Genomic DNA, 24,001 nt, shown 5'->3' on the forward strand with positions numbered 1-24,001 from the left:
ATACGACTAATCGTATGCTTTTACATCTGCTATTGATGGAAGTGAAGCGATTGCTCCATAGTTTGTACATGTTATGGCACCTACTTTATTTGCGAACGAGACAAACTCGGCTAAATCTGTGAATTGTTGAGGAAGCGTTTGTTCATTTTTTGAAATTTGATATAACATCGCTCCGACGAAAGCATCACCAGCACCAGTTGTATCTACTTGTTTAATGGAAATAGAAGGTACAATGATTCGAGCTTCTTTTGTTGCGAGAAGGGTACCGTCTTTTCCAAGTGTGATAGCTACAACTTTAGCCCCGTAATTTAATAATTTTAGTGCTGATTTCTGTAAATCAGTCTCTTTAGAAAGCATCGTTGCTTCTTCTTGGCTTACTTTTACAAAATGTGCGTGTTTTATAAAGGATAGGCAATCTTGAGAAAATTGTTCAACATCAGTAACAAGTGCATCTCGATAATTTGGATCAAAAGAAATAAAATGATTATTGTCTTTTGCATATTGTAATAGTTGAAAGTATGTTTCTTTTAATGGACTTGCTAATAAGGCCGTTGCCGAACCGAAATGTATTAGATCATTACTTTTTATTTTTGATAAATCGATTTTATTAAAGGTGTATTCGCCATCAGCTCCGCGCATAAAAATAAAATCGCGTTCACCATCTTTATCGATAGATACGAAAGCAAGCGTTGTTTGTTTATCTTTTATGAGCATTGAAGTGTCAACATGAGCACGTTGTAAAGTTTGTTCTAGAAAATCACCAAACGGATCATTTCCTACTTGGCCCATAAATGTAGCGTGTCCACCTAATTTTGTAATAGCGGCGGCAACGTTAGCGGGAGCTCCACCAGCCTTCTTTTCGAAATCTGTACCGTCCACTAAAGAAACATTGGAGTTTCGGCAAACGAAATCAATTAATAATTCACCTATACAAAAAATATTTCTCATACAATCCCTCTTTTAAGTTTATATTGTGTAATTGTAAAGTTTAGTTTTGCATCTGAAAAGATGGCGATATGATGTGTAATGTCTTTTCGCGGAAATACTCTAGACGTAAAGACAGTGGAACCATCATATAAGAAAATTTCTACGATGCTATTATCTACAAATATTCTTAGTTCTATCGTATCGCGAATATCAATTTTTTTACAGCGTTCATATCCATACTCTCCGCCAAATTGGTGATGGAAGTTGCTTCGGTCTATAGAAACAGTCCCTTTCTCGCGGTTAAATGTAATCGGGAAAGACTCCTCTTCATTATGGAAGAGAGAAAGGCCGAATTTGTTCGCATCATCTGTTTTAAGAGTAGCAATTAATTCATATGAGCATCCATAGTCAAGGGCCGCTAATACGTTTAGCCCAGTTGATATGTCACCTGAAATCTCTTTTTTTATTGTTCTTAGTTTTTTTAGTTCTGAAACTGGTTTTTGTTTTAATATATTATTTTCTAATGCTAGTTCTCGTGGAAGTGTTAAACAATGAGCCCACATATAATCATCAGAAGGATAGGTTATTTCGCTTGAACCCGCCCAAGCAAATAAAAGGCGGCGCCCAGATTGATCTTCTAAAGTTTGAGGGGCATAAAAATCGAACCCTTTATCAACTTCGTAATACGAATCAATATGGAAATATAAATTTTCAATATCGAAATTTCCAATTGCATATACGACATTATATACATTTTGAAAATTTTCCTCGTCTCTTTCAATTCCTTGAGGTGAAAAGAGCAGCACATCTTTCCTTGATAATTGGAAATAATCTGGACATTCCCACATGAATCCGAATTCTTTTAAGTTTGTTTTGATCTCACCTTGGAAAATCCAATTGTATAGGTCTAGTGACTTATATAATAATAGTGTCCCCGTTTTATTTTCACGTTGTGCACCAAGCAACATATAGTACGTATCGTTATTTTTCCATACTTTTGGGTCACGTACATGCTTCGTATATCCAGCAGGAATCATATCAATAACAGGATTATTACTATATTTAGTCATCGTATATTGAGAATCCATGGTTACCATACATTGTTTAGCATCCCGAGAATCATCAGGTTTCTTTATATTCCCTGTATACAATAAGTGAAGAAGCCCATCTTTTATAATAGAACCACCAGAATATGCGCCGTGTGACTCATAGCTTTCGGTAGGGATAATGGCCACAGGCATTCTTTCCCAGTTAATAAGATCTTTTGATTTTACATGCCCCCAATGTTTCATTCCGTGAATCGGGCCAAATGGATACCACTGATAAAAAACATGATATTCATCATTGTAGTATGATACACCGTTAGGATCATTCATTAATCCATATGGCGGATGAATATGATAAATCGGTTTCCATAAATCTTGATTTGCAGTTTCATATAAAGAATTTAATTCTTCTTTATTGGATTGCAGTATTGTTTTATATTTCGACATAGGTTTTTACCTCGTTGTTATTTACTTTCTTTATATAAAATGAGAGTGGCAACAAAAGCAGTAATAACTGCAATAGCGAAGCCGATTACATAATGAATCACATTCATCATGCCAAGCGGTGCAACAATTGTAAGCATTGGAATACCTGTTAAACCGTATGCATTGGCTGCGACTTGCATCCAAACAACGTAAGCGCCTCCAATCGCCCCACCAATAGCAGCTGCAATAAATGGTTTACCAAGCTTTAAATTGACACCAAAAATAGCTGGTTCTGTAATTCCTAAAAATGCTGACGCTGCTGCTGGAATTGCGATTTCTTTTGTTTTTTTGTTTTTTGTTTTGAAATAAACTGCTAAAGTAGCTCCGCCTTGGGCGACGTTAGCCATTGACCAAATAGGGAGTAAGAAATTGACACCGATATCTTTATTAGCAAGTAAGCCAGCTTCAATAGCGTGGAAGCTATGATGTAAGCCAGTAAGAACGATTGTTGAATATAGACCACCGAATATAAGGCCCGCTACTGGTCCTGCAAATTGATAAATAGTATTTAAAAGGTACGTAATACCGTCACCGATTTTATATCCAATTGGTCCGATAATAATAAGTGATAAAAAGCCAGTTATAATAATTGTTAAGAACGGTGTAACTAATAAATCTAAAGAGTTCGGAACTCGTTTGCGGAGTTCTTTTTCAATTGTACTCATAACGTATACGCATAATAAAATAGGTAAAACAGTGCCTTGATAGCCAATCATATCAATATCCATACCGAGGAAATGTAAAACAGTTGGTTTTGCGTTTGCAAGAGTCCAAGGATTCGTTAAGTTTGGGTGAGTTAATATGCCACCAATAACTGCACCTAAGAAAATATTTCCTCCAAATTCCTTAGCTGCACTAACACCGATTAAAATAGGTAAAATAATGAAAGCTGCACTTGAGAACATATCAAGTAATTGGATAAGTGGGTGATCGCCAGGAACTAATTTAAACGCTTTCAACATTCCGAGTAGCCCCATAAGTAAACCACTTGCGACGATGGCTGGAATAATTGGAACAAAAATATTGGATAATGTTTTTGCTAGGCGAGTAATCGGATTCATTTTTTTCTTAGGAAGATCGTTTGATGCCGTAGAATCAAGTTCGGTTATTCCGATTAGTTTTGAAAATTCATCATACACTTTGTTTACTACGCCAGTGCCAAAAATAATTTGGTATTGCTCATTCGTTGCGAAAGCGCCTTTAACCCCATCAATGTTTTCGATTTCTGACGTGTTTATTTTTGTTTCATCTTTTAGTACAAGACGAAGGCGAGTAGCGCAATGAGTAGCGCGAATAATGTTTTCTGTTCCTCCGATGTTCTGTAAGACTTGAGTTGCAATTTGTTTCATATCCATAAAAATTCCCCCTTACTATATACTTTTAATTTGTGGAACCGGTTCCGTTTTTGTTTAAAATAAAAAACAGGGACATGATGTAAAAAATCCTGTTTTTAAAATGTGGAACCGGTTTTAATTTTATTATAGAGCGCCTTTAAATTTTGTCAACGCTTTCTTGAATTTTTAATGTATAGCGCGAATGTAATGTTTTTGGAATTGTTTTGTTTTCAACAAGCTGCGAAAGAGAAATAGCAGCAAGTTTACCAGCGTACTCATAGTCAAATGCAATTGTCGTTAAGCTAGGGTGTACCATTTCAGAAATATCATAACCGCCGAATCCTGTTACAGAAATATGATTTGGTACAAAAAGGTGATTGGAATGAATTACTTTCATTGCTCCAAGAGCGATATTATCTGTAGCACATACGATAATAGTAGGACGGTTATGATCTAAAATATGTTGTACTTGTTTCATTGCATCTGCTGTTTGGAAAGTTGTTTCGTAATAAGATACGGTGCAAGTAGGCTCTAAATTTTCAATTGCTTTTTGAAAACCATTTTTTCGATTTACACCAACTGAAATATCATCTCTTGCTACTCCTAAGTAGGCGATATGGCGGTGACCTTGTGATAATACGTATGCTCCTAGTTCATAAGCGGCGTCAAAATCATCGTGAACGAGGCAATATTGATCCTCATATTGTTGACCAACAAATAAAATAGGGGTATTAGAATTAGCGATGATGTGTTTATGTTCTTTAGTTAAAGTCTTCGTTAATAAAATAATGCCAGCTACTTTTTGATTTATAAAGTTTTCCATCGCTTGAATTTCTGTTTCGATTTTTTGATTTGCATTTGCAACAAGCATTTGATAGTTATTTTCCCGTAAAGTATTATCAATCCCAATAAGTGTTTTCGTTGTAGCGAAGGAGTCTAATCGGGGGATAATAACACCAATTAAATTCGTTGTTTTTGCTTTTAAACTTTGCGCAAATGTATTTGGAGAGAAATTTGTTTCTTGAATAATACTTTCAATTTTTTGTTTTGTTTTATCACTTACATATCCACCGTTTAAGTAGCGAGAGACAGTACTTTTTGCAACCCCAGCTAATTTGGCGATATCTGCAATTGTTTTAGCCATAATATTCCACCTTCGTATTCATAAAAAATGTTAACTTTATTATAGGGAGAATTAAAGGTTACGTAAACAAGAAGAGGGGAAGAAAAAAACCACCTCACGTAAATGAGGTGGAATAAGTGTTAATATTTTGGTTTGAATGTTTGACAACAAGTTTCTACACTCGTTGTTACAGAGCTATCAAGCGTTTCATTTGTTAAAGTTGCGCTTGTATAAGAATTGTTTTCAGTTTGAGCTGCTTCTTGTGCATCGGGCTGAACAACGATTGCACTTGCTTGACAAAAGTTACCTTGTCCCCAAAATGAGCAATTGGAAACAGAACATCTTACTTCTGGCATAAAACCCCCTCCTTATACATTAGTGTGGGATTTTACGCCCATTTCATGTGTAGAAGGAGTTTCCTTTTCTCATTATTTCTTCGTTTGCTCAAGCCATTCTTTTAATTTGTCTTTCGGTTGTTCGCCGCTAATACGGCTCACTTCTTTGCCATCTTTAAAATGAATGATTGTTGGAGTTCCTTTAATTTTATAATCATCCCAAGGAGCATCTAATTTTTCAATATCCATAACTTTCATATCAATATTCAAGTCTTTAGCCATTGGTACGACAATAGGAGATAATTTTTGGCAATGAACGCAAGATGTTTGATAAAAGTATACGGTTTGCTCTTTTTTCTCTTCTAAATTCTTTTGGAGATCTGAAAGAGAAATTTTATTTGTATAGTAGTCCGGACCATCTGTTTGACTAGTAGTATTATTAAGTTTTTGACTTGTTGATGCGCTTTTTTCTTCCATTTGTGTTACAGCGAAAATTGCTGCAAACAAGGCGATAATAATACCGCCAAATATAAGCATTTTTTTCATTTTTTCATCTCCTTATTTGTTTTTGATTACAATGAAGCTACAAATAGCGATTGTGATAAAGCCGATAAGTGCTAAAAACGGGATTGTCACAAAGCCGAACCAGTTTATGTATTCTCCCGTACAAGGTACGCGTCCGCAAGCTGCTCCTGCAGCTGATAGTGCTGAAATTTTTTGAATTGCATAATGATATAAAGAAATACAAGCACCAATACTTGCAATTGGTAAGGAATAACTTGCAATACGATAATCTTTTTTTACTACAGCAATGCCGAGCCATAAAACGAATGGATACATAAAGATGCGTTGATACCAACAAAGGACACAAGGCTCAAATTTCATGATTTCGGAAAAGTATAGGCTACCTAGCGTAGCAATAAAAGAAGCTCCCCATGCAGTAAATAAAGCATACTCTTGCTTTTTTTCTCGTCCCATATTTTATACCTCACTTATAATAGTTACATACTAAATTATAGTATGAAGTAGCATAGAAAAGAAAGAGGAAATATGTTTATCAATAAAAGTTTTGTAAAAGAAAACTTTTATTGATATAAAAATGTTCAAAAAAGCGCCATTCTCTAAGAGAGAATAGCGCTATATTTTACATTTGAATTTGCTCTACTACTTCTTCTACATGTGACTTCTGGGATGCATGGTCAATATATTGAAATAGGAGCTGCAATTGTTTGTCAACTTCTGGCAATTCTTTACTGTATTGATAAGCGTGTAAAAAGTGTTCAATACGCTTAGAAAATAGTTGATCATTCGTTTGAACCATTAAAACGAGTAGTTTATCCCAATTACAGCAATACGTGTAATAGAGAGCTTTGTCATAGTCGTTATATGTTTGCACTGTATACCCTCCTTACTGAGGAGTTATATATAGTGTGTGACAAGCGAGGAGAAATACACTTGAAAGAATTTGTTAAGAAAAAAAGTGAATGAAAAGAAAAAAACGAGGAGTCTCCTCGTTTTTTAAGCTTTTGGCATTGGCGTAGGTGTTGGTTTCCCATATCCTTCTTTGTATTTATTATCAATATAATTACGAATTTCAAGCGTTGATTTTCCTTTTTGTTTCATCGAAGCAGATTCAACTGCGATTTCTAAGCAATTTACACAAGTTGTTGCATGGGAATCCCAAACAACTTCACCATTCTTTTTGATTTCACGAATAAAGCAATTTTTATTATTTTTATGTCCTACACTTTCACCACAACCGCAGTAACAAGGAATCCAATCCAGTAGTTCAGCATTTTGTCCAGCGACAGTATAGATGTCTTTCATTTGTGGATCAAGCTTGTCTAGGAAGGCCGGGAGTGTGTCGACTCCTTTTGTCTTTTCTTGAATGTCAGCTTGCTGAGTATGTGATGCGTGGTCATGCTCTTCTTTTGATTCAGAAGATTTTTTTTCATTTGTACCAGTACTCCCGCATCCAGCAAGGATTAGGCTTAGTACGGCAAGTAAAGAAAATACATATTTCTTCATACGCTTGTCCCCTTTACAAATGTATTAATCAAATTGTATCAGACTAAGGCATACCTAGGGAGAGGTTTTTTTTGAACGATTTTTGAAGCGCCATCTTAGTGAATGGAATAGAAATAAAATTGGTATATAGGCGTATACAATATATAAACCAGCCTGAGATAGCACTGTATTTAATGTATTGATACTTTCACGGTTTGTGAAAAAAAGAGACGAAATAAATACAAGTGCTATAAAAAATGGCACTGTAATTTTAAATGGTATGTGAAAGGAGCATTTAATAGTACGACAAGAAGACCAAATTGTTAAACAAAGATTAGGTAAAATAATAAGAAACCATACGAAAATAATAATGTATTCAAACCGCTGAATAAAGGGAATTTTAATAATTTTTAGCATCGTTAATGTAGGCCAAATTGTGTGGTGCAGCTGTCCTTGGCTATAGTACATAAGGGAAACAACTGCTAATAATACGTATAAAATAGTTGTAAAAGCAATGCCGCCATGTGCCCACTTTTTTAAAGATTTTCCTTTTTCAATTAATGGATAAAAGATAAGTATTGCTTCAAATCCAAGAAATTCTAATGCAGCTGCTTTAGCTGAATGTAGAATTTCTACGGGTGAATGTGTGAGAATAGGTAAAATGTTACGGACATGTGCGTATTTCATCGGGAAAACTAAGAAAAATAGTACGAAAATCGGGATTATGACGCCCCAAAAGCATATTCCTGTTACAGAACGAAAGCCGCCCTTAATTATGTAATAAGCCACAAATAAAAATAGTAAAGTTAATTTCCACGGTTTAATTGTAGGAAAGACCCAAACTTGAATGACTTCAATATATGTACGAAGAACAGTAAGGCAAAATAATAGAAGGTATGCGGCAAAGCATACGGAAAAAAATGTTCCAATCCACTTTCCGAAACATGTCATATGAATATTCATTAAATCATTATCTTTTTCTAACATTTTAAGCATACAAAATAATACGATATGAGTTGCAATACCCGCAACAATAAGGGAAATCCAAGCATCATAGCCAGCATGTTGCGAAATAATTCGCTGATATCCTAATATACCTACTCCAATTTGAAGAGAGTGTAATAAAAGAAATACGAAATAAGGAGAAACAGTATTCTTTTTATTTTGCTCATCCATTTTAGCACCTCATTATTCTCCGATACCAGATTGTACGATATTAACTTGCACATTAACCGCAACGTCTACGCTAGGATACATTTCTTGAATTTGTTTCATGTTCCATTTTCTTGAGTGGCTACGAATTTCTTCACGTATACCTACTGGATCAATATCTTTTTCTTGGAATTGTGTTATTAATTCGTTTAAATGTTTTTCAAGTGTTTTTTCAACATGTTTTTTTACGTAAGTTACATTCTCCTTTTTAGATAAATCAAGCCAATCAGGAGTGTTTTTTATGAGTCCATTTAGTTTTAAGTTGATGTGAACTTTTGGAATACTACCGTTTTGAGAAACGTCACAAATACTTTTTCCAGACAAGTTTTGAGTAGCGACTACTCCTTTATGTTTACCTTGACGTATCGGAACTTCGTAACGTCCATTTTTAGTTGGATTAATGAGTAATTTTAATAAAAAAGAGCCCTTTTTATCTGTATACATAGCCACTTTATCTTTTTTTAAAAAAGCGATGCCTTTAATAGAAGCTGATTTGTCTTCGTCAACTTCAATATAGGGAAGAAAGGGATCGCCCCCTGATGAATAAAAGTTATACAAAAAAATATTTAAAGCGGTTCGAGGAATCGTTTCAGTTTCTATATTTTGCTCCAGTAAATCAGATAGATATAGCGATCCATTTGCTTTAACATGCTTGAGAAGTTCTTCTGTTGATCCATCTACAAGTGCTAGTTGTACATCTCGGCCAATGTTAGGGTCACGTTGTAAGTTGTTAATAATGTCAGCGAGCCCGCGTTCACCAAATGATTTTCCAAATAGGGCAACACGCATTTGACCTATGGCGATCGTATGTGGTGATTTGGCGTTTAGCTGTGAAGAGATTGTTTCAATTGTATTTGCAGTAGTTGATTGAGTTTCTGGTTTTGATTGTACGCCCTTTGTATAATCTGGATAGAGAATTGTCCCGCGAAATTTATTGTCTTTCGTTATATCAAATCCACTTACATGAATAATCCGCTGTGTATCCACTATATTCGATTGCGTACAACCTGATTGGAAAGTAAAAAGGATCATAGTAAAGCATAGTAAAATCTTTTTCATTTCTTTTCACCATCACGTTTCGTTTTCGCTTTGTCCGGATTATAGCGCCATTTTGTTTTCGGTCTAAGAAAAGAAGCACGTGCAGCGGTTTGACTAAATGGTAAACGAAGGAGACCTTCCGCAGTTTTTACACCTCGAAATGGGTATAAAGGTAATAAATATGGCGATCCAAGTGACTTCAAACGAATTAAATGAGCTAATATGAAGACGAATCCGACAATGAGACCTAATCCGCCAAATGCTCCAGCTAAAACGATGAGCGGAAATCGAAGTAACCGGATAGTAGAAGACATCTTTACCGTCGGTGTTGTAAAAGACGCGAGTGCAGATAATGCAACCGCAATTAATAAAATAGTGCTCGTTAAAGCAGCCTCAACAGATGCTTGTCCAATTACAATTCCCCCAACAATACCGATTGTTTGTCCAACCTTTGTCGGTAATCGTGCCCCTGCTTCGCGAAGTAACTCAATTGTAATTTCTAAAAATAGGGCTTCTAAAACAGGAGGAAACGGTACATTCGCTCTTGAATAAATGATTGGTCCAAGTAAATCAGCAGGAATCATTTGATAGTGATACGTTAATATAGCTGTATAAATAGCTGAAGAAAATAGAGAGAATGTCGCTCCGAAAAAACGCACCATTCGAAGAAATGAGCCTGCTACCCATGGTAAATAATAATCTTCTGGAGAGACAAAGAAATCGAGTAACGTCGCTGGTCCAGCTAATGCGTAAGGGGAACCGTCTGTTAAAATGATGACGCTTCCATTAATTAATGCAAAAACAGAACGATCTAACCGCTCTGTAGGTAGTAAAACAGGGAAGGGAGAGTTACTGTTATCGCTAATAAACTGCTCAATCATAGTTGCATCAAAAGGAACATCAAAGTCAATGTCTTGTAGGCGCTGCATCGCAGTATTAACGTGCTGCTCATTCGTAATGCCTTCAATGTAAGCAACTACGACTTTTGTTTTTGATATAGAACCAACTATAACTTCTTTGAAAACTAATTGTTCTGTTACGATATTTCGCCGAAGTAAGTGTATATTTGTATCGATATTCTCAACAAACCCAACCTTTGGACCGATGACACTATATTCATTTTCTGTATCGTTATATAATCGTGTACCTAAAACTGAACTTTCAGCACGAATAAGTGCATATTCCGCTGAGTGAGAATCATTTTTTAGCTGTATGAGTACATACCCACTTAATAATTTTTCACGGATATCATCAATAGAAGGGTTAGTGACAATCTCCTCAAGTGTGACGATATTTGCTATGTCACTTATATTTTTAATGTGATCTAACTCTCTTTTTATAGGTGTTAAAATGAATCGATTAATGAGGAGTGATTCGGCTGTAGATTTATAATAAAACAAACACAATGTTCCATCGTCTACTATGTTATAAGACACGAAATCACTGGATTCTTTCATAGTGTGGATAAACTCTGGAATAGAACAGAATGCTTTTTTCTTCTTTTTAGATGATAAACGGAACATTTCCTCACCCCTTATCTACATCATTTACTTGTGTTAGTTTTTGGGAAATGCGGGAATTTATACTTGAAAATTGAAAGTTCAAAAAGAAAAGGAAGAGTATTGTATATCTCTTCCTTTTTGGCGTGCTAATTTGTTTTCTTTTCTTTAATAGACTTCACTAATTTAATCATCTCTGCTCGTATATCTTCTCTTTTCACATTTAACTTTTCTGCAATTTGTTTAATATTCATCCCATCTTTTTTCATTTTCAGTACATCATCGAGAGAAGTATTACTTTTTTGGGAGATGATTGTTAACACTGCGAGATGACGTAAGCCGATGTCATACTCTTTCATCGTTTTTTTCAGTTGATCTGGTGTAGATTTTTGCATATCTGCTAACTGTTGTAGCAGTGCTTTTTTTGTTTCTTTATTCATATGATGCTTTTTCAATTTACTTGGGTCTACACCGAAATGCGCGGCTGTTTTCTCCCAAGATTTATTTTGCTTATAGTAAGCTAAAACGTCCTTAATTTCTTTTTTACTTATTCTTGCAATGTGTGCAGCTTTCCAAATTTCATGTTTGTTATAGCCGAGTTTTTCGAGCGACTGCATTTCTTCTTCTGAGATGGGCTTATGATGGTGCATTGTTACTTCTTTTGGCGTGGCAGCGGAAGCAGGGAAGACAGACACCCCGCATAATAATGCTGCCATAGTCATACTTACTACGATTTTTTTGTACATATAAACTCCTCCTAGATGGGTAATGTGGAAAACTTACACATATCATTTCCATAAAATGTGAAAAACTTGTGAACAAGTTAAGTTTTTTTATTCACAGTATAAAAAGAAGTTTTTCTTGGTTTTCCAACATAAAACATTGATTAATAGTGAAAAACTAGGTTATAATCGAAATTGAAAATCAATATCAATACGGATTTATACATATAGATAAAAATAAGGGAGAGAAAAATATGACTACATATACTTCCATCGCAAACGTTATTAAAGAAAGACGTTCTGTTCGTACATTTAAAGATAAAGCAGTAGAAAAAGAGCTATTAATTGAACTATTAAATGAAGCAACGTGGGCGCCGAATCATAAAAACCGTGAACCATGGAATTGTAAATTATACATAGGAGAAGGCCGTCAGAAATTAGTAGACGCAGTATTAAACTCTTTCACAGAAGAAGAAAGAGCGAAACGCGGCAAAAATTTATCTGACCGTTTCTTAAGCACACCTGCACAAATCGTTGTGTACATTAATGAAGATCCGCGTCAAATTCAACGTGACGAAGATTACGCTGCAACATGTGCATTTATGCAAAACTTCCAATTGCTTGCTTGGGAGCGCGGCTTAGGATGTGTTTGGAAATCAGGTGGATTAAACTACAATCCACTATTTATAGAAGGACTTGGCTTAACAAGAGGCCAACGTATCGTTGGAATTCTTCATATCGGCTATTTCGATAAAGCACCAGAAGGAAAAGCTCGTACACCGATTACGGAGAAGATGGAGATTATTGAAGGTTAATTTGGGAGGCATTCTCGTTTTTACGAGGGTGTCTTTTTATTATGCAATCAATCCTCATGAAAGCTTGTTCTCCATCATACACTTTCTTAAGGGAAAGTGTAAGGAGGGAAAATAATGAGAGTAAGTGACGATAAAGCACTACAATATGCGATTGCTGAAATTACTGAAATTGCGACTGGATTTGGGCTTGATTTTTATCCGATGCGCTATGAAGTATGTCCAGCGGAAATTATTTATACATTTGGTGCATATGGGATGCCGACGAGGTTTTCACATTGGAGTTTTGGAAAACAATTTTTCAGAATGAAATTACAATATGATTTGGGACTTAGTAAAATTTATGAACTCGTTATTAACTCTGATCCATGTTACGCCTTTTTATTAGATACGAATTCTTTAATTCAGAATAAATTAATCGTGGCGCACGTTTTAGCGCACTGTGACTTCTTCAAAAATAATATTCGTTTTTCTAATACGAAGCGAGACATGGTAGAAAGTATGGCTGCAACAGCGGATCGTGTGAAAGCATATGAGCATAAGTACGGAAAAGCAGAGGTAGAAACGTTCTTGGATGCAGTACTTGCCATTCAAGAACATATAGATCCATCACTTATGCGACCAAAACTTGCATGGAGTATTGAAGATTTAGAAGAGGATGTAGAAAAGAAAAAGAGATCACAGTACGATGATTTATGGAATTTAGATGATCGAAACAAAAAGAGAGAACGACCTAATATGCATAAAAAGAAGAAAATCCCTCCGCAACCAGAGAAAGATTTACTCCTATTTATCGAAGAATATAGCCGTGAGTTAGAAGATTGGCAGCGCGACATATTAACGATGATGCGCGAGGAAATGTTATATTTCTGGCCACAGCTTGAAACGAAGATCATGAATGAAGGCTGGGCTTCCTACTGGCATCAACGCATACTTCGTGAAATGGACTTAACATCTGGTGAAGCAATTGAATTTGCGAAATTAAATGCAGGTGTCGTACAGCCATCAAAAACAAGTATTAATCCATACTACCTCGGTATTAAAATGTTTGAAGATATTGAAGAACGCTATAACAATCCGACAGAAGAAATGAAAAGGCGTGGTGTGAAGCCAGGCTCTGGTCGTGAGAAAATGTTTGAAGTACGAGAAATTGAATGGGACGTATCATTCCTAAGAAATTACTTAAATAAAGAACTCGTAATGAGAGAAGATATGTACTTATTCCAGCGCCAAGGTAAAGAATATAAAGTAATTGATAAAGAGTGGGAACAAGTACGAGATCAACTTGTAAATATGCGTACAAATGGAGGTTTCCCGTACTTAGTGGTAGAAGATGGCGATTACTTAAAGAATGGGGAATTGTACATTAAACATAGTTACGAAGGAATTGAGCTCGATTTAAAATACTTAGAAAAGGTATTACCGTATCTTCATCAGTTATGGGGAAGAACAGTGCATATGGAGTCGATTGTGGAGAGTAAGGGCGTTGTGTTTTCTTATGATGGGAAGATGGTGCATCGGAAGTATGTGTGATAAAAAGAACGGACATAGAATTTCTTGTCCGTTCTTTTTATTATATGGAGTTTTTGTTTACCAAACAGGTCGTATGCTCGATGATAATTTACCTGTATTTTCTTTATTAACGAATGTTGTTAAATCTTCTTTGAGAATTTGCATTCGTTCTGCACCTATGTTTGCAATCCATCGCTGTTCTATTTCAGCTACTATTTCTTCTTTTGCTTGCATTACTGCTAAACCACGTTCGGTTAAAACAATGATTTTACCTCTTTTATCAGTAGGATGCGTTTGGCGCGTGACATAACCACTGTTTTCAAGAGAATCCACCATTTTACTTATAGCTTGTTTTGAAACCCCTAAATATTCAGCTAGTTCTATACCAGTTGCTCCATTAGGAAGGATGCGTTTGAACATAAAACCATGCGCTGGCCTAATATTTTCAAATCCCAATTCACTTAATTTGTCATGTAGCTCAGTAATTAATGTGCTGAAGGATAATGATAAAAGTGAAGTGAGATCTAATTCGTCAAATGTTTGATGATCCATGTATATAACCTCCTTACTTATAGTCAATCAAATTGACTATAAGTAAAATCTATTGTACTATATAAGATATAGTCAATCAAATTGACTATATGATAGTGGTAGAACAAATAAAGATTTATTTAAATAGAATCAATGGAGGTTTCACATGGTTAATATCGTTAAAATTAGAGGGAGTGTATTTGCACCGTATGCTTCGCTGAAACCTATTCAAGATCCTGCAACAGGAAGAGTGTTTGAATATGCCGGAGATGCACGTGAGTTTACACCATACGCTGTGAACACAAAGCGTTCAAGATTAGAACAAGAAGTGAATATTGATTTTTATAAAAGAGAAATTTTCACATATGCAGATGCTTGTATCGTTACTGTGAAAATTACAAATCTAGATGGCTCAATTGAGTATCAAAAAGGAGAAACAAGTACAGAAAATATTGCATGTACAAATATTGTATGGAGTGAAGATGAAGTTTCATTTGAAATGAGAGCAAGTGCAAGTAATCCGTTAAACGCGGCAGCACCTGCAGCTGATTATTTTTTGACTATACGAGTTAATGAAAGTGGTACTGTACATGTTGAAGGTGTACATGATGGTTTCCCTTGCTATGAATTTTATAAACAAATAGACTTTGGTTCATTTGAATTAATATATACACATGATTTCAGGGAAACGGATGATACCCCAGCAGCACTAGCTGGAGAAATGGAATATAGCTTTAAAACGAAAATCTAGATATAAATATAGCGCTATTTTTTAGAAGGAAGTAGCAAACGTAAAAGAGAAAGCTACTGATTATGGGAGCGAAATTGTGGTCTGTTTTACTCAATATTATGCAGTAGCTAAAATAAAATTATAGAGGTGTTTCTTATGACGAATATCGTTAAAATTAGAGCCAGTGTATTTATTCCAATGTCTTGGACAGAACCGAGTAAGGATGTACAAACAGGGAGAGTAATACAATTCGAAGGTGATTCACGTGAATTTACACCACATGCGGTAAATACTATGTGCTCTAGAGTTGAGCAAGAGGTAGTAGTGGACTTTCATAAAGAAGAAGTGTTTTCATATGCAAACACAGGTATTACGACAGAGAAGGTTACAAATCCAGATGGTTCTGTGAATAAAAGAACGGGAAAAGCAAGTACCGAAAATATTGTGTGTACTCATATTGCATGGAATTCTGACGGTGTCCAATTCAAGATGAGTGCGAGTGCTAGTAATCCGTTAAATGTGTATGCACCTCCTGTGGACTATTTATTAACTGTATGTGTGAACAAGGATGGTAGTATTGATATTCAAGGAGAACATGATGGATTCCCTTGTTTCGAATTTTATAAGCAAGTAGATTTCGGTTCGTTTGAGCAAATTTATACACATGATTTTAGAGAAACTGGTGATACAGCTGCAGCGTTAGGTGGAGATATGGATTATAGTTTTACAAAGAGATTATAAGAAGTAGGATAATAAAATGGTTGATTCCTTGATTCGTAAATGAAATGAATTTTTTGTAGTAGATATATTGTATTAGTCATAGTATCCCCGCCGAGTATTAGCCATCACCAATTGGGCATTTACGGGAAGTTGATCTCCCGCCTAACTCCTTTTCTGTACAGCCGAATCCTTGGAAGAACTAAGCTTTTTTAACTCAAAGTAAAGAATGTAAGTAATTTTATTGTTTTGTTAAGTCAATGTAATTAATAATGATAATCATTATTAATTACATTGACTTCTAAGAAAAGAAAAATTAGAATTTATAAAGGGGATCCTCAATTGTTCGCTATCATTTATATAGGAGGTAAATTAAAGTGTATAGCTTTATTTCTATAAGATGTAGATTGGCTCTTTACAGTTTTGGTGTTCTCTTTATCTTTTTTTATATGGTATTTTGGGTGAATCAGAAGGTATATGCAGAAGATGTACCTTGGACATCAGTTTCGAATGAGGGAGAAAGAGTACTTTTTCAAGAACAATCTTTGTATAGTAATGATCTAAGAGGAGAAGATCTTGTTTCGCCTTCGTTTGAAGGGCGTAAACATGGTAGGGAAGATTGGGGATATTTATTGGAAAATACTAAGTTAAATTATTCACCTAATATTCTTACCTATTCTGTTATAGGAATAGATGATCGAATACGGGTCAATGATACAACTTCATATCCGTATAGCGCTATAGTCCATGTAGCAACTCAGTATAATAATGGAGAAATTTATGGGTGTACAGGAGCACTAATTAGTAAAGATACAGTGCTTACAGCTGGACATTGTATTTACAATAAAGAAATTGGTGGATGGGCGACAAATGTTATTGTAACTCCAGGTCGTAATGGAGGACAAGCACCGTATTTACCTTTTAAAGGAACAAAACTTTACTCAGTAAGTGGATGGACTGATAATGGAAATTCAGATTATGATTATGGAACGATTAAATTAAATGGGTCTCCCGGAGATTATACAGGTTGGTTGGGATATAGAACTACCTATGTAGATTCACCAAAAGGTTTACTTGCGGTGATTCCTGGATATCCAGCTGATAAAGTAGGAAATGAACGTTACACAATGTGGAGAGACTATGGTCCAATTGAAGGCGTTAACCCTAGAATTTTAACATATAGGATTGATACTTATGAGGGGCAAAGTGGATCACCTGTATACCATTATTTTGATACGGGTGTCAGAATAATAGCCATTCATACAAGAGGAAATAAAAATATGAATTCTGGAAATCGGATAACAGACGATGTTTTTAATAATATTAAAAAATGGTCTGAATAAATATAGTAAGTCTATTGGGATTTTGTTTTGTATATTGGTCATAATCTTGATGTCTAGTTGTATAGCAAATAATGAGGAGAATGTTAGTAAGGTTGGTAATCCTATAACTTTCTATGTTCAGAATAAAGAGAAACAACCGATAAAAGATTTTGAAATTATGCTTATAAAAGATGAATCACCTGGGCCTAGCAAAGAAATCGTAATTTCGATAGGGAAGACTAATCAAGAAGGAAAATTCATTTGGAAGACTCCCAGAAAAGGGAAGTATATAATTTTACTGCCGAATAATGAGAAAAAAGCGATTGTGATTAATGATAGAAATGTAGCTGAATTAATAACGATTAACGTAAATTAATGAATAAGGATAGGCCGAAACCCGTCATATGGTTGATTCGGTCTATTTTTATATGGTTAGAAAGTATAAATTATAGGCTTAAAATTAAAAACTTTACAATATACCCTAAAGGGTATATGATGTTATACAAAGTTACAAAGTAATGTATAATATAGTTATAATTACGGAGGTGGTCTATAGTGGAATACAATCAAGATATGAAAAATAGATTGAAACGTATTGAAGGTCAAGTTCGTGGTGTGCTTCGCATGATGGAAGAGGGAAAAGATTGCCGAGATGTTATTACACAGTTAACTGCATCCCGTTCTGCGCTAGATCGTACAATTGGACTCGTTGTGGGAACAAATTTAGAGCAATGTTTGCGTGAACAGTTTGAAAGTGGCAATGGCTCAAATGAAGATTTAATTAAAGAAGCTGTTCAATTACTAGTAAAAAGCCGATAATCTGTCAAACATATGTGTTGACAGATTTTCAAAAACATTTTAATATACCCCTACAGGTATACGTATGCTGATTATGGAGGAAATGATTATGAATATAAAAGTTGATATGAGTTTAGATTGTAAAGGTTTGGCTTGTCCGATGCCAATTGTGAAGACAAAAAAGGCGATGGAAGGGTTGGTATCAGGGAAAGTTATTGAAATAGAGGCAACGGATAAAGGATCGACGTTAGATATACAAAGTTGGTCAAGTAAAGTAGGGCATCAATATATCGGAACGAAACAAGAGGGAGACATATTAAAGCATTATGTAAGAAAAGCACACGAACATGAAATGAATGAAGTTGTAAAGTATCCTCATACAATTACGAATGGGGAATTGCAAAATATATTGTTAAGTGGTGAAGAGTGCACTGTACTAGATGTTCGCGAAGCAGCAGAATTTGCCTTTGGTCATATTCCATCCGCAATTTCGGTGCCGTTAGGTGAATTGGATAGCGCTATGTTAGATCATGCGAATCCAATTTATGTTGTTTGCCGAACAGGTAACCGTAGTGATATAGCATGCCAAATGTTGAAAGAAAAAGGTTTTTCAAACGTGAGAAATGTCATTCCAGGTATGTTAGAGTGGCAAGGAGATATAGAAAAATAAAATTTTTTAAATATAAATATACCTCAGGGGGTAATGAAATGAGTGTTAAAACGTTACAAGCAAAAGAAATAGCAGAGAAAGTTTTATTTGGAGAGTTGTTTATTTTAGATGTTCGTAATGAAGTGGATTATGAAGATTGGAAAATTGAAGGAAAGCAAATTTCTTCAATGAATAAACCGTATTTTGATTTATTAGATGGTGTAGAACATATTGTAGATGAATTGCCGAGAGAGAAAGAGATTTTAGTTGTATGTGCGAAAGAGGGTTCTTCTCAGTTTGTCGCAGAGCAATTGTTAGATGCTGGTTTCAATAATGTTTACTATTTAGCTGGTGGTATGAAAGCTTGGAGTGAATATGTGAAGCCGTTAAAAGTAGGAGATGTACAGGGCGGGGGAAGTATATATCAATTTAATCGTCTTGGAAAAGGTTGTTTATCTTATATGGTAGTTTCAAACGGTGAAGCAGCAGTCATTGATGCGGTAAGAACGATTGAAGCATACGAAGATTTTGCAAAAGAACACGGAGTTACTATTACTAACGTAATGGATACACATTTACATGCAGATCATATTTCTGGTGGGCGTAAGTTAGCTGAAAAGATAGGTGGTACGTATTGGTTACCTCCAAAAGATGCGGAGGAAGTTGTTTTCTCTTATGAACCGCTAGTAGAAGGCACTGTTATTACGGTAGGGGGTACCCGAATTAATATTGATTTGCTATATTCACCAGGGCATACGATTGGGAGTACGTCATTTATTGTAGATAATACGTATTTATTATCAGGAGATATTTTATTTGTAGATTCAATTGGTCGTCCAGATCTCGCCGGGAAGGCTGAAGACTGGGTAGGAGATTTACGAAATACGTTATATAAACGTTATAAGGAACTATCTCAAGAGTTAATTGTTTTACCGGCTCATTATTCAAAAGTAAGTGAAATAGATGAGAATGGTATTGTAAGTGCTAACTTAAAGGAATTATTTGAGTCTAATGCAGGATTAAATATTGAATGTGCGGATGAATTTCGTAAAATCGTAACAGAGAATTTACCACCTCAGCCGAATGCTTATCAAGAAATTCGCCAAACGAATATGGGGAAAATCCATCCGAGTATGGAAGAAGAGCGTGAAATGGAGATTGGTCCAAATCGTTGTGCAGTTCATGAATAATGAAATAAAGTGAAACTTTAATCAGTGGGGGTTTTGTTCATCCCCCACTGATTATTAGCCTTCACCAATCGGGCGTTTACTGCCCACAAATAGCGGGATAAACAAAAAATGGAGGTATAGATGATGAATATAAAACAAGTATTAGATGCGAAAGGTTTAGCATGTCCAATGCCGATTGTAAGAACGAAGAGAGCGATGGATACTTTACAATCTGGAGAAGTGTTAGAAGTACATGTAACGGATAAAGGGTCGGTAAAGGATATTCCAGCATGGTCAAAAACAGGTGGTCATGAAATAGTAAAGCATATAGAAGAAGACAATGTGTTGAAGTTTTGGATTAAGAAGGCATAGGGAAGAACTAGTTTTGTAAATGCGGAGAGGGTGGTTATATGAATACAATATTAAGTACGCTGTTCATTGTACTTGCTGCATGGTTTGTTATTTCACGTTTTTTACCGGTGAAAGGTGTTCAAAATATAAATGGAAAAGAATTAAAGAGTATAGCGGGAAAAAAGGGAAAACAATTTATCGATGTTCGTACAGTAGGTGAATATAGAGGAAATCATATGAAGGGATTTCAGAATATCCCGCTAAATGAGTTAGCTAGTAAAGTAAATCAGTTAGATAAAAATAAGGAAGTAATAGTTATTTGTCAGAGCGGGGTGAGAAGTAAACAAGCAGCAAAAGTATTAAAGAAATTGGGATTTCAGCGCGTTATAAATGTTTCAGGCGGTATGAACGCTTTGTAAGGGGAAGATAGTATCGGGTGTAGCCAGATAATTTGAGCCTTTTTACAATTTTTAAAATACCCCTATAGGTAATTAGGAGGAGAACAACATGGAAAAACAGAAAAAAACGACAATTGTTTTATTTAGTGGAGATTATGATAAATCGATGGCAGCATATATTATTGCAAATGGTGCCGCGGCGTACGATCATGAGGTGACTATTTTTCATACTTTCTGGGGCTTAAATGCCCTTAGGAAAGATGAGCATGTGAAAGTAAAGAAAACTTTTATAGAGAAAGTGTTCGGAAAGATGATGCCGCGCGGCGCTGATAAGATGGGATTATCAAAAATGAATTTTGCTGGTATGGGGCCAAAGATGATTAAAGGTATTATGAAAAAGCATAATGTGATGCCTTTGCCAGATTTAATTGATATGGCGAGAGAGCAAGGAGTTAAGCTTGTAGCTTGTCAAATGACAGTAGATTTATTAGGGTTAAAAGAGGAAGAGATTATGGAAGGGGTAGAGTTTGCTGGAGTAGGTGCATATTTAGCAGATGCTTCGGATGGGAATGTGAATTTGTTTATTTAAATTACCTTCTTTTTAGAAGGCGGGGGATACAATATGAGTTTAACAGTACTACTTTTTATTATTGGGTTTATAGGGTCGTTTATTTCAGGAATGGTTGGGATTGGCGGTGCAATTATTAATTATCCGATGATCTTATACATTCCAGTATTGCTAGGATTTGCTGGATATACATCACATGAAGTGAGTGGTATTACAGCGATTCAAGTGTTTTTTGCAACTTTTGCAGGTGCATGGGCACATCGGAAAAGTAATGATATGGACAAAACGTTAGTTGTGTATATGGGGGCTAGTATATTAATAGGAAGCTTTGTAGGTAGCTTTAGTGCGAATCTATTAGATGAGCATGCTGTAAACGTTGTTTACACATTACTAGCTACTATTGCGGCTATTATGATGTTTATACCGAAGCGAAGCGATCATAAGGGATCAGAGGGAATTACGTATAATAAATGGCTAGCTAGTTTATTAGCGTTTATTGTGGGCAGTGTTTCCGGCATTATTGGGGCTGGTGGTGCATTTCTCTTAGTCCCGATTATGCTAGTTGTTTTAAAACTACCGATACGTACGACAATAGCAACATCTATCGCTATTACTTTTATTTCCTCGATAGGAATTACTACTGGGAAAGTGATTACCGGACAAGTAGTTGTTATCCCAGCTCTTATCGTTGCGGTAGCAAGTTTGTTTGCCGCTCCGATTGGGGTGAAAGTAGGGAAAAGAGTGAATCAAAAAATTTTGCAATATGTATTGTCTACTTTAATTGTAGGCACTGCGATAAAGATGTGGGTTGATATGATATCAAAATAAAAAGATGGTGCTGCTTGCTGCACCATCTTTTTATTTACGCCCAAATAACTTGCATTAAGTTCTTATATTCATCGTTCGCTAATTTATATAGCATTCTCGTATGTTCAAAGACAAGAGCGGGATTAAAGTTTGGTTCTGAGAATGCAAGAGATGTTGAAATATCAATTGCATTTTGTTTGTTTAGCGTGAATTTTGCAAATCGATAAGATGTGTTTAATTCATTGATGACATGTAAAATGTCATTTTTTGATGTTGAATCAGGTACAAGAGCAACATTGAAGCAGTATATATCCACAGCAGGATGTTCGTTTTGGAAAGCAGCGATAAGTTGAATTTTTGCGCCAGCTTCTGTTTCTAGTCCTACTGAGAAATGTACAGAACCATCATTTTCATCTATATTTTCTTCCATGTATATATCGTTTGATTTTAAGTAGTCCTTAAAATCTGAAATGTTATGTTTTACTGCAGCTTTCATATGTGTGAGCCCCCTGGTAATTGGAATAGATTACTATTATTTATTATAATTTAAAAATATTAAAAAAGATAGTTGGAAAGTTCTGATTTTTTGTTTTGAAAGCATTAAAAAGAAGCAGTGCTCTACCTCCATAGAGCACTGCTTCACTTTATTCATTGTCATTAGACGATGTTTCTGTATCTTCACTGTTATTTTTATTCTTATTTTGAGTTTCATTGTTACTTGATTCGCGTTCACTCGTATTTTCAGACTTAGATTCTTTTGTTTTCTCTGAGCTTGTTTTTTTCGAATCAGAATCAGAATCAGATTCTGATTTTGTATATGCAGGTAGTCCAAGGTGACTACGAAGTTCGTTTGTAACATTAGCTAATTCTTTTTTATCTGGATTGTAGTAGTAAGTTCGGCCACCACCAGATGACTTACTACATGTATCATCACCTTTTGCCATGTAACAGTCTTCACCTTCAATTTGTAATTTCTCAATTGAAGAATCTGCTCCATATTTATAGAATGAAAGCATATCGTCGAATGTTAAGTTTGTAACGAATTGTCCGTTAATATCATCAATTATGTTACCAACTTTTGTTACGGATCCAACGCTTGTTAGTTTCTTTAAAATGGCTTCGATAACGAGTTGCTGACGTTGACCACGCATCGCATCACTATCAACGTGTCGTGTTCTAGCAAGAGCAAGAGCTTCTTCACTATTTAACTTTTGAACACCTTTTTTCAGGTGAATTGCATCGGCGTTATCATTACTATCTTGTTCAGTAAACTCAACTGGTACGTCAACTTCAATGCCGCCTAAATCATCAACGATTTTCATGAATGATTTAAAGTTAAATTTTACAAAGTAATCGACGGGAACATTCATTAATTTTTCAACTGCATCAATACTAGCTTGTGGTCCACCATCTTTTCCGTTTTTAGTAGAACCAAATGCATGAGCGTGTGTAATTTTATCTTTTTTCTTTTCTACTGGAATATAAGTATATGTGTCTCGTGGAATACTTAATAGTTTTACAGTTTTGCTATCTTTATTAAACGTTGCAAGTAATAATGCATCCGTTCTTATAGCGTCACCATATTCTTTCCCACGGACATCACTTTCATCAACACCCATTATTAAGACAGAGACATTATTCGTAATAGGTTTTACAGCTTTATCACGTAAATCAGATTTATCACCGCGCGCTAAATCGTGAGCGGCATTTCGAATAGCAGAAGATGCTTTATTTACTAAAAACCAAGTATAACCGCCACCTATTATTAAAAAGAATAAAATAACGCTTATAATAATTTTTGTTTTTTTCTTACCTTTTTTCGATGTACTTCGTGTATTTTCTTGCAAAGATGGGTTTTGCTCCATTTCTTGTACTCCTTCAGTTGGATTGAAATACGACACTCATATC

The 24,001-nt window shown here is 35.3% G+C and carries 29 protein-coding genes; 13 read left to right on the plus strand and 16 right to left on the minus strand.

Going from position 1 to position 24,001, the window contains the following annotated elements; translation table 11 throughout:
- Positions 1-6 precede the first annotated feature (6 nt).
- From FT637_RS17010 to FT637_RS17070, 13 genes are all read right to left on the minus strand, one after another.
- A complete protein-coding gene (locus FT637_RS17010; RefSeq protein ID WP_193647294.1) occupies positions 7-948 on the minus strand; it encodes a carbohydrate kinase family protein in 942 nt (313 codons plus the stop codon).
- Complete coding sequence (locus FT637_RS17015) at positions 945-2,420, minus strand: glycoside hydrolase family 32 protein (protein ID WP_193647295.1); 1,476 nt, start codon at positions 2,418-2,420, stop codon at positions 945-947. Before FT637_RS17015 ends, FT637_RS17010 begins: the two co-directional genes overlap by 4 nt.
- Before the next feature lie 17 nt (positions 2,421-2,437).
- Positions 2,438-3,814 carry a sucrose-specific PTS transporter subunit IIBC gene (locus tag FT637_RS17020; protein ID WP_193647296.1) on the minus strand — a complete coding sequence of 459 codons (1,377 nt, stop codon included), beginning with the start codon at positions 3,812-3,814 and terminating at the stop codon, positions 2,438-2,440.
- A gap of 136 nt (positions 3,815-3,950) precedes the next feature.
- On the minus strand, positions 3,951-4,937 hold the full coding sequence (locus FT637_RS17025; protein ID WP_193647297.1) for a LacI family DNA-binding transcriptional regulator: 987 nt from the start codon (positions 4,935-4,937) through the stop codon (positions 3,951-3,953).
- 119 nt (positions 4,938-5,056) lie between these two features.
- Positions 5,057-5,272 (minus strand): DUF1540 domain-containing protein, encoded by a 216-nt coding sequence (locus FT637_RS17030; protein WP_193647298.1) that lies wholly within the window; start codon positions 5,270-5,272, stop codon positions 5,057-5,059.
- Positions 5,273-5,344: 72 nt separating this feature from the next.
- Positions 5,345-5,797 (minus strand): thioredoxin family protein, encoded by a 453-nt coding sequence (locus FT637_RS17035; protein WP_193647299.1) that lies wholly within the window; start codon positions 5,795-5,797, stop codon positions 5,345-5,347.
- 12 nt (positions 5,798-5,809) lie between these two features.
- A complete protein-coding gene (locus FT637_RS17040; RefSeq protein ID WP_002150462.1) occupies positions 5,810-6,229 on the minus strand; it encodes a disulfide oxidoreductase in 420 nt (139 codons plus the stop codon).
- 166 nt (positions 6,230-6,395) lie between these two features.
- Positions 6,396-6,647: a YhdB family protein gene (locus tag FT637_RS17045; protein ID WP_002150460.1), complete on the minus strand. Its 252-nt coding sequence runs from the start codon at positions 6,645-6,647 to the stop codon at positions 6,396-6,398.
- Positions 6,648-6,769: 122 nt separating this feature from the next.
- Positions 6,770-7,279: a PCYCGC domain-containing protein gene (locus tag FT637_RS17050; RefSeq protein ID WP_193647300.1), complete on the minus strand. Its 510-nt coding sequence runs from the start codon at positions 7,277-7,279 to the stop codon at positions 6,770-6,772.
- A gap of 54 nt (positions 7,280-7,333) precedes the next feature.
- The gene (locus FT637_RS17055; RefSeq protein WP_193647301.1) at positions 7,334-8,434 is read right to left on the minus strand and encodes a GerAB/ArcD/ProY family transporter; all 1,101 of its coding nucleotides are present in this window, start codon (positions 8,432-8,434) and stop codon (positions 7,334-7,336) included.
- Positions 8,435-8,446: 12 nt separating this feature from the next.
- A complete protein-coding gene (locus tag FT637_RS17060) occupies positions 8,447-9,529 on the minus strand; it encodes a Ger(x)C family spore germination protein (RefSeq protein WP_193647302.1) in 1,083 nt (360 codons plus the stop codon).
- The gene (locus tag FT637_RS17065; RefSeq protein ID WP_193647303.1) at positions 9,526-11,031 is read right to left on the minus strand and encodes a spore germination protein; all 1,506 of its coding nucleotides are present in this window, start codon (positions 11,029-11,031) and stop codon (positions 9,526-9,528) included. The genes FT637_RS17060 and FT637_RS17065 overlap by 4 nt, the downstream gene beginning before the upstream one ends.
- 125 nt (positions 11,032-11,156) lie before the next feature.
- The gene (locus FT637_RS17070) at positions 11,157-11,753 is read right to left on the minus strand and encodes a hypothetical protein (protein WP_193647304.1); all 597 of its coding nucleotides are present in this window, start codon (positions 11,751-11,753) and stop codon (positions 11,157-11,159) included.
- A 230-nt stretch (positions 11,754-11,983) separates the two neighbouring features.
- On the opposite strand from FT637_RS17070, the gene FT637_RS17075 reads away from it, so the two are divergent.
- Together FT637_RS17075 and spoVR are read left to right on the plus strand one after the other, a co-directional pair.
- Positions 11,984-12,544, plus strand: coding sequence for a nitroreductase (locus tag FT637_RS17075; protein WP_193647305.1), 561 nt, complete (start codon positions 11,984-11,986; stop codon positions 12,542-12,544).
- Positions 12,545-12,658: 114 nt separating this feature from the next.
- Positions 12,659-14,074, plus strand: a complete 1,416-nt coding sequence (gene spoVR, locus FT637_RS17080) for a stage V sporulation protein SpoVR (protein WP_193647306.1) — start codon at positions 12,659-12,661, stop codon at positions 14,072-14,074.
- Positions 14,075-14,131: 57 nt separating this feature from the next.
- Here the strand turns inward: spoVR and FT637_RS17085 are convergent, their stop codons facing one another.
- A complete protein-coding gene (locus tag FT637_RS17085) occupies positions 14,132-14,605 on the minus strand; it encodes a MarR family winged helix-turn-helix transcriptional regulator (protein ID WP_193647307.1) in 474 nt (157 codons plus the stop codon).
- 145 nt (positions 14,606-14,750) lie between these two features.
- On the opposite strand from FT637_RS17085, the gene FT637_RS17090 reads away from it, so the two are divergent.
- From FT637_RS17090 to FT637_RS17140, 11 genes are all read left to right on the plus strand, one after another.
- On the plus strand, positions 14,751-15,335 hold the full coding sequence (locus FT637_RS17090) for a DUF3238 domain-containing protein (RefSeq protein ID WP_193647308.1): 585 nt from the start codon (positions 14,751-14,753) through the stop codon (positions 15,333-15,335).
- 135 nt (positions 15,336-15,470) lie between these two features.
- Positions 15,471-16,055: a DUF3238 domain-containing protein gene (locus FT637_RS17095; RefSeq protein WP_193647309.1), complete on the plus strand. Its 585-nt coding sequence runs from the start codon at positions 15,471-15,473 to the stop codon at positions 16,053-16,055.
- A 425-nt stretch (positions 16,056-16,480) separates the two neighbouring features.
- Entirely contained in the window at positions 16,481-17,374 is an 894-nt protein-coding gene (locus tag FT637_RS17100; RefSeq protein WP_227493848.1) for a trypsin-like serine peptidase, read from the plus strand.
- Positions 17,340-17,729 (plus strand): DUF2606 family protein, encoded by a 390-nt coding sequence (locus tag FT637_RS17105; RefSeq protein WP_193647311.1) that lies wholly within the window; start codon positions 17,340-17,342, stop codon positions 17,727-17,729. The genes FT637_RS17100 and FT637_RS17105 overlap by 35 nt, the downstream gene beginning before the upstream one ends.
- 179 nt (positions 17,730-17,908) lie before the next feature.
- Positions 17,909-18,172 (plus strand): metal-sensitive transcriptional regulator, encoded by a 264-nt coding sequence (locus tag FT637_RS17110; RefSeq protein WP_070140967.1) that lies wholly within the window; start codon positions 17,909-17,911, stop codon positions 18,170-18,172.
- An 88-nt stretch (positions 18,173-18,260) separates the two neighbouring features.
- Positions 18,261-18,821 carry a sulfurtransferase TusA family protein gene (locus FT637_RS17115; protein WP_193647312.1) on the plus strand — a complete coding sequence of 187 codons (561 nt, stop codon included), beginning with the start codon at positions 18,261-18,263 and terminating at the stop codon, positions 18,819-18,821.
- Between the two features lie 38 nt (positions 18,822-18,859).
- Entirely contained in the window at positions 18,860-19,990 is a 1,131-nt protein-coding gene (locus FT637_RS17120) for an MBL fold metallo-hydrolase (RefSeq protein ID WP_193647313.1), read from the plus strand.
- Positions 19,991-20,110: 120 nt separating this feature from the next.
- A complete protein-coding gene (locus tag FT637_RS17125; RefSeq protein WP_193647314.1) occupies positions 20,111-20,341 on the plus strand; it encodes a sulfurtransferase TusA family protein in 231 nt (76 codons plus the stop codon).
- A gap of 38 nt (positions 20,342-20,379) precedes the next feature.
- On the plus strand, positions 20,380-20,739 hold the full coding sequence (locus FT637_RS17130; RefSeq protein WP_193647315.1) for a rhodanese-like domain-containing protein: 360 nt from the start codon (positions 20,380-20,382) through the stop codon (positions 20,737-20,739).
- 88 nt (positions 20,740-20,827) lie between these two features.
- Complete coding sequence (locus FT637_RS17135; protein WP_193647316.1) at positions 20,828-21,307, plus strand: DsrE/DsrF/DrsH-like family protein; 480 nt, start codon at positions 20,828-20,830, stop codon at positions 21,305-21,307.
- A 33-nt stretch (positions 21,308-21,340) separates the two neighbouring features.
- Entirely contained in the window at positions 21,341-22,114 is a 774-nt protein-coding gene (locus FT637_RS17140) for a sulfite exporter TauE/SafE family protein (RefSeq protein ID WP_193647317.1), read from the plus strand.
- A 34-nt stretch (positions 22,115-22,148) separates the two neighbouring features.
- On the opposite strand, the gene FT637_RS17145 is transcribed toward FT637_RS17140, so the two are convergent.
- Both FT637_RS17145 and FT637_RS17150 read right to left on the minus strand, forming a co-directional pair.
- A complete protein-coding gene (locus FT637_RS17145; RefSeq protein ID WP_193647318.1) occupies positions 22,149-22,589 on the minus strand; it encodes a hypothetical protein in 441 nt (146 codons plus the stop codon).
- Between the two features lie 148 nt (positions 22,590-22,737).
- On the minus strand, positions 22,738-23,958 hold the full coding sequence (locus FT637_RS17150) for an LCP family protein (protein WP_193647319.1): 1,221 nt from the start codon (positions 23,956-23,958) through the stop codon (positions 22,738-22,740).
- Positions 23,959-24,001: the final 43 nt, after the last annotated feature.

It is taken from the genome of Bacillus cereus (genome assembly GCF_015071065.1).
Taxonomy (GTDB): domain Bacteria; phylum Bacillota; class Bacilli; order Bacillales; family Bacillaceae_G; genus Bacillus_A; species Bacillus_A cereus_BA.

Bases quoted from the DNA above. Each gene is read 5' to 3' on its own strand.
- FT637_RS17010 (WP_193647294.1), bottom strand. From the start codon at position 948: ATGAGAAATATTTTTTGTATAGGTGAATTATTAATTGATTTCGTTTGC.
- FT637_RS17015 (WP_193647295.1), bottom strand. From the start codon at position 2,420: ATGTCGAAATATAAAACAATACTGCAATCCAATAAAGAAGAATTAAAT.
- FT637_RS17020 (WP_193647296.1), bottom strand. From the start codon at position 3,814: ATGGATATGAAACAAATTGCAACTCAAGTCTTACAGAACATCGGAGGA.
- FT637_RS17025 (WP_193647297.1), bottom strand. From the start codon at position 4,937: ATGGCTAAAACAATTGCAGATATCGCCAAATTAGCTGGGGTTGCAAAA.
- FT637_RS17030 (WP_193647298.1), bottom strand. From the start codon at position 5,272: ATGCCAGAAGTAAGATGTTCTGTTTCCAATTGCTCATTTTGGGGACAA.
- FT637_RS17035 (WP_193647299.1), bottom strand. From the start codon at position 5,797: ATGAAAAAAATGCTTATATTTGGCGGTATTATTATCGCCTTGTTTGCA.
- FT637_RS17040 (WP_002150462.1), bottom strand. From the start codon at position 6,229: ATGGGACGAGAAAAAAAGCAAGAGTATGCTTTATTTACTGCATGGGGA.
- FT637_RS17050 (WP_193647300.1), bottom strand. From the start codon at position 7,279: ATGAAGAAATATGTATTTTCTTTACTTGCCGTACTAAGCCTAATCCTT.
- FT637_RS17055 (WP_193647301.1), bottom strand. From the start codon at position 8,434: ATGGATGAGCAAAATAAAAAGAATACTGTTTCTCCTTATTTCGTATTT.
- FT637_RS17060 (WP_193647302.1), bottom strand. From the start codon at position 9,529: ATGAAAAAGATTTTACTATGCTTTACTATGATCCTTTTTACTTTCCAA.
- FT637_RS17065 (WP_193647303.1), bottom strand. From the start codon at position 11,031: ATGTTCCGTTTATCATCTAAAAAGAAGAAAAAAGCATTCTGTTCTATT.
- FT637_RS17070 (WP_193647304.1), bottom strand. From the start codon at position 11,753: ATGTACAAAAAAATCGTAGTAAGTATGACTATGGCAGCATTATTATGC.
- FT637_RS17075 (WP_193647305.1), top strand. From the start codon at position 11,984: ATGACTACATATACTTCCATCGCAAACGTTATTAAAGAAAGACGTTCT.
- spoVR (WP_193647306.1), top strand. From the start codon at position 12,659: ATGAGAGTAAGTGACGATAAAGCACTACAATATGCGATTGCTGAAATT.
- FT637_RS17085 (WP_193647307.1), bottom strand. From the start codon at position 14,605: ATGGATCATCAAACATTTGACGAATTAGATCTCACTTCACTTTTATCA.
- FT637_RS17090 (WP_193647308.1), top strand. From the start codon at position 14,751: ATGGTTAATATCGTTAAAATTAGAGGGAGTGTATTTGCACCGTATGCT.
- FT637_RS17095 (WP_193647309.1), top strand. From the start codon at position 15,471: ATGACGAATATCGTTAAAATTAGAGCCAGTGTATTTATTCCAATGTCT.
- FT637_RS17100 (WP_227493848.1), top strand. From the start codon at position 16,481: ATGGTATTTTGGGTGAATCAGAAGGTATATGCAGAAGATGTACCTTGG.
- FT637_RS17105 (WP_193647311.1), top strand. From the start codon at position 17,340: ATGTTTTTAATAATATTAAAAAATGGTCTGAATAAATATAGTAAGTCT.
- FT637_RS17115 (WP_193647312.1), top strand. From the start codon at position 18,261: ATGAATATAAAAGTTGATATGAGTTTAGATTGTAAAGGTTTGGCTTGT.
- FT637_RS17120 (WP_193647313.1), top strand. From the start codon at position 18,860: ATGAGTGTTAAAACGTTACAAGCAAAAGAAATAGCAGAGAAAGTTTTA.
- FT637_RS17125 (WP_193647314.1), top strand. From the start codon at position 20,111: ATGATGAATATAAAACAAGTATTAGATGCGAAAGGTTTAGCATGTCCA.
- FT637_RS17130 (WP_193647315.1), top strand. From the start codon at position 20,380: ATGAATACAATATTAAGTACGCTGTTCATTGTACTTGCTGCATGGTTT.
- FT637_RS17135 (WP_193647316.1), top strand. From the start codon at position 20,828: ATGGAAAAACAGAAAAAAACGACAATTGTTTTATTTAGTGGAGATTAT.
- FT637_RS17140 (WP_193647317.1), top strand. From the start codon at position 21,341: ATGAGTTTAACAGTACTACTTTTTATTATTGGGTTTATAGGGTCGTTT.
- FT637_RS17145 (WP_193647318.1), bottom strand. From the start codon at position 22,589: ATGAAAGCTGCAGTAAAACATAACATTTCAGATTTTAAGGACTACTTA.
- FT637_RS17150 (WP_193647319.1), bottom strand. From the start codon at position 23,958: ATGGAGCAAAACCCATCTTTGCAAGAAAATACACGAAGTACATCGAAA.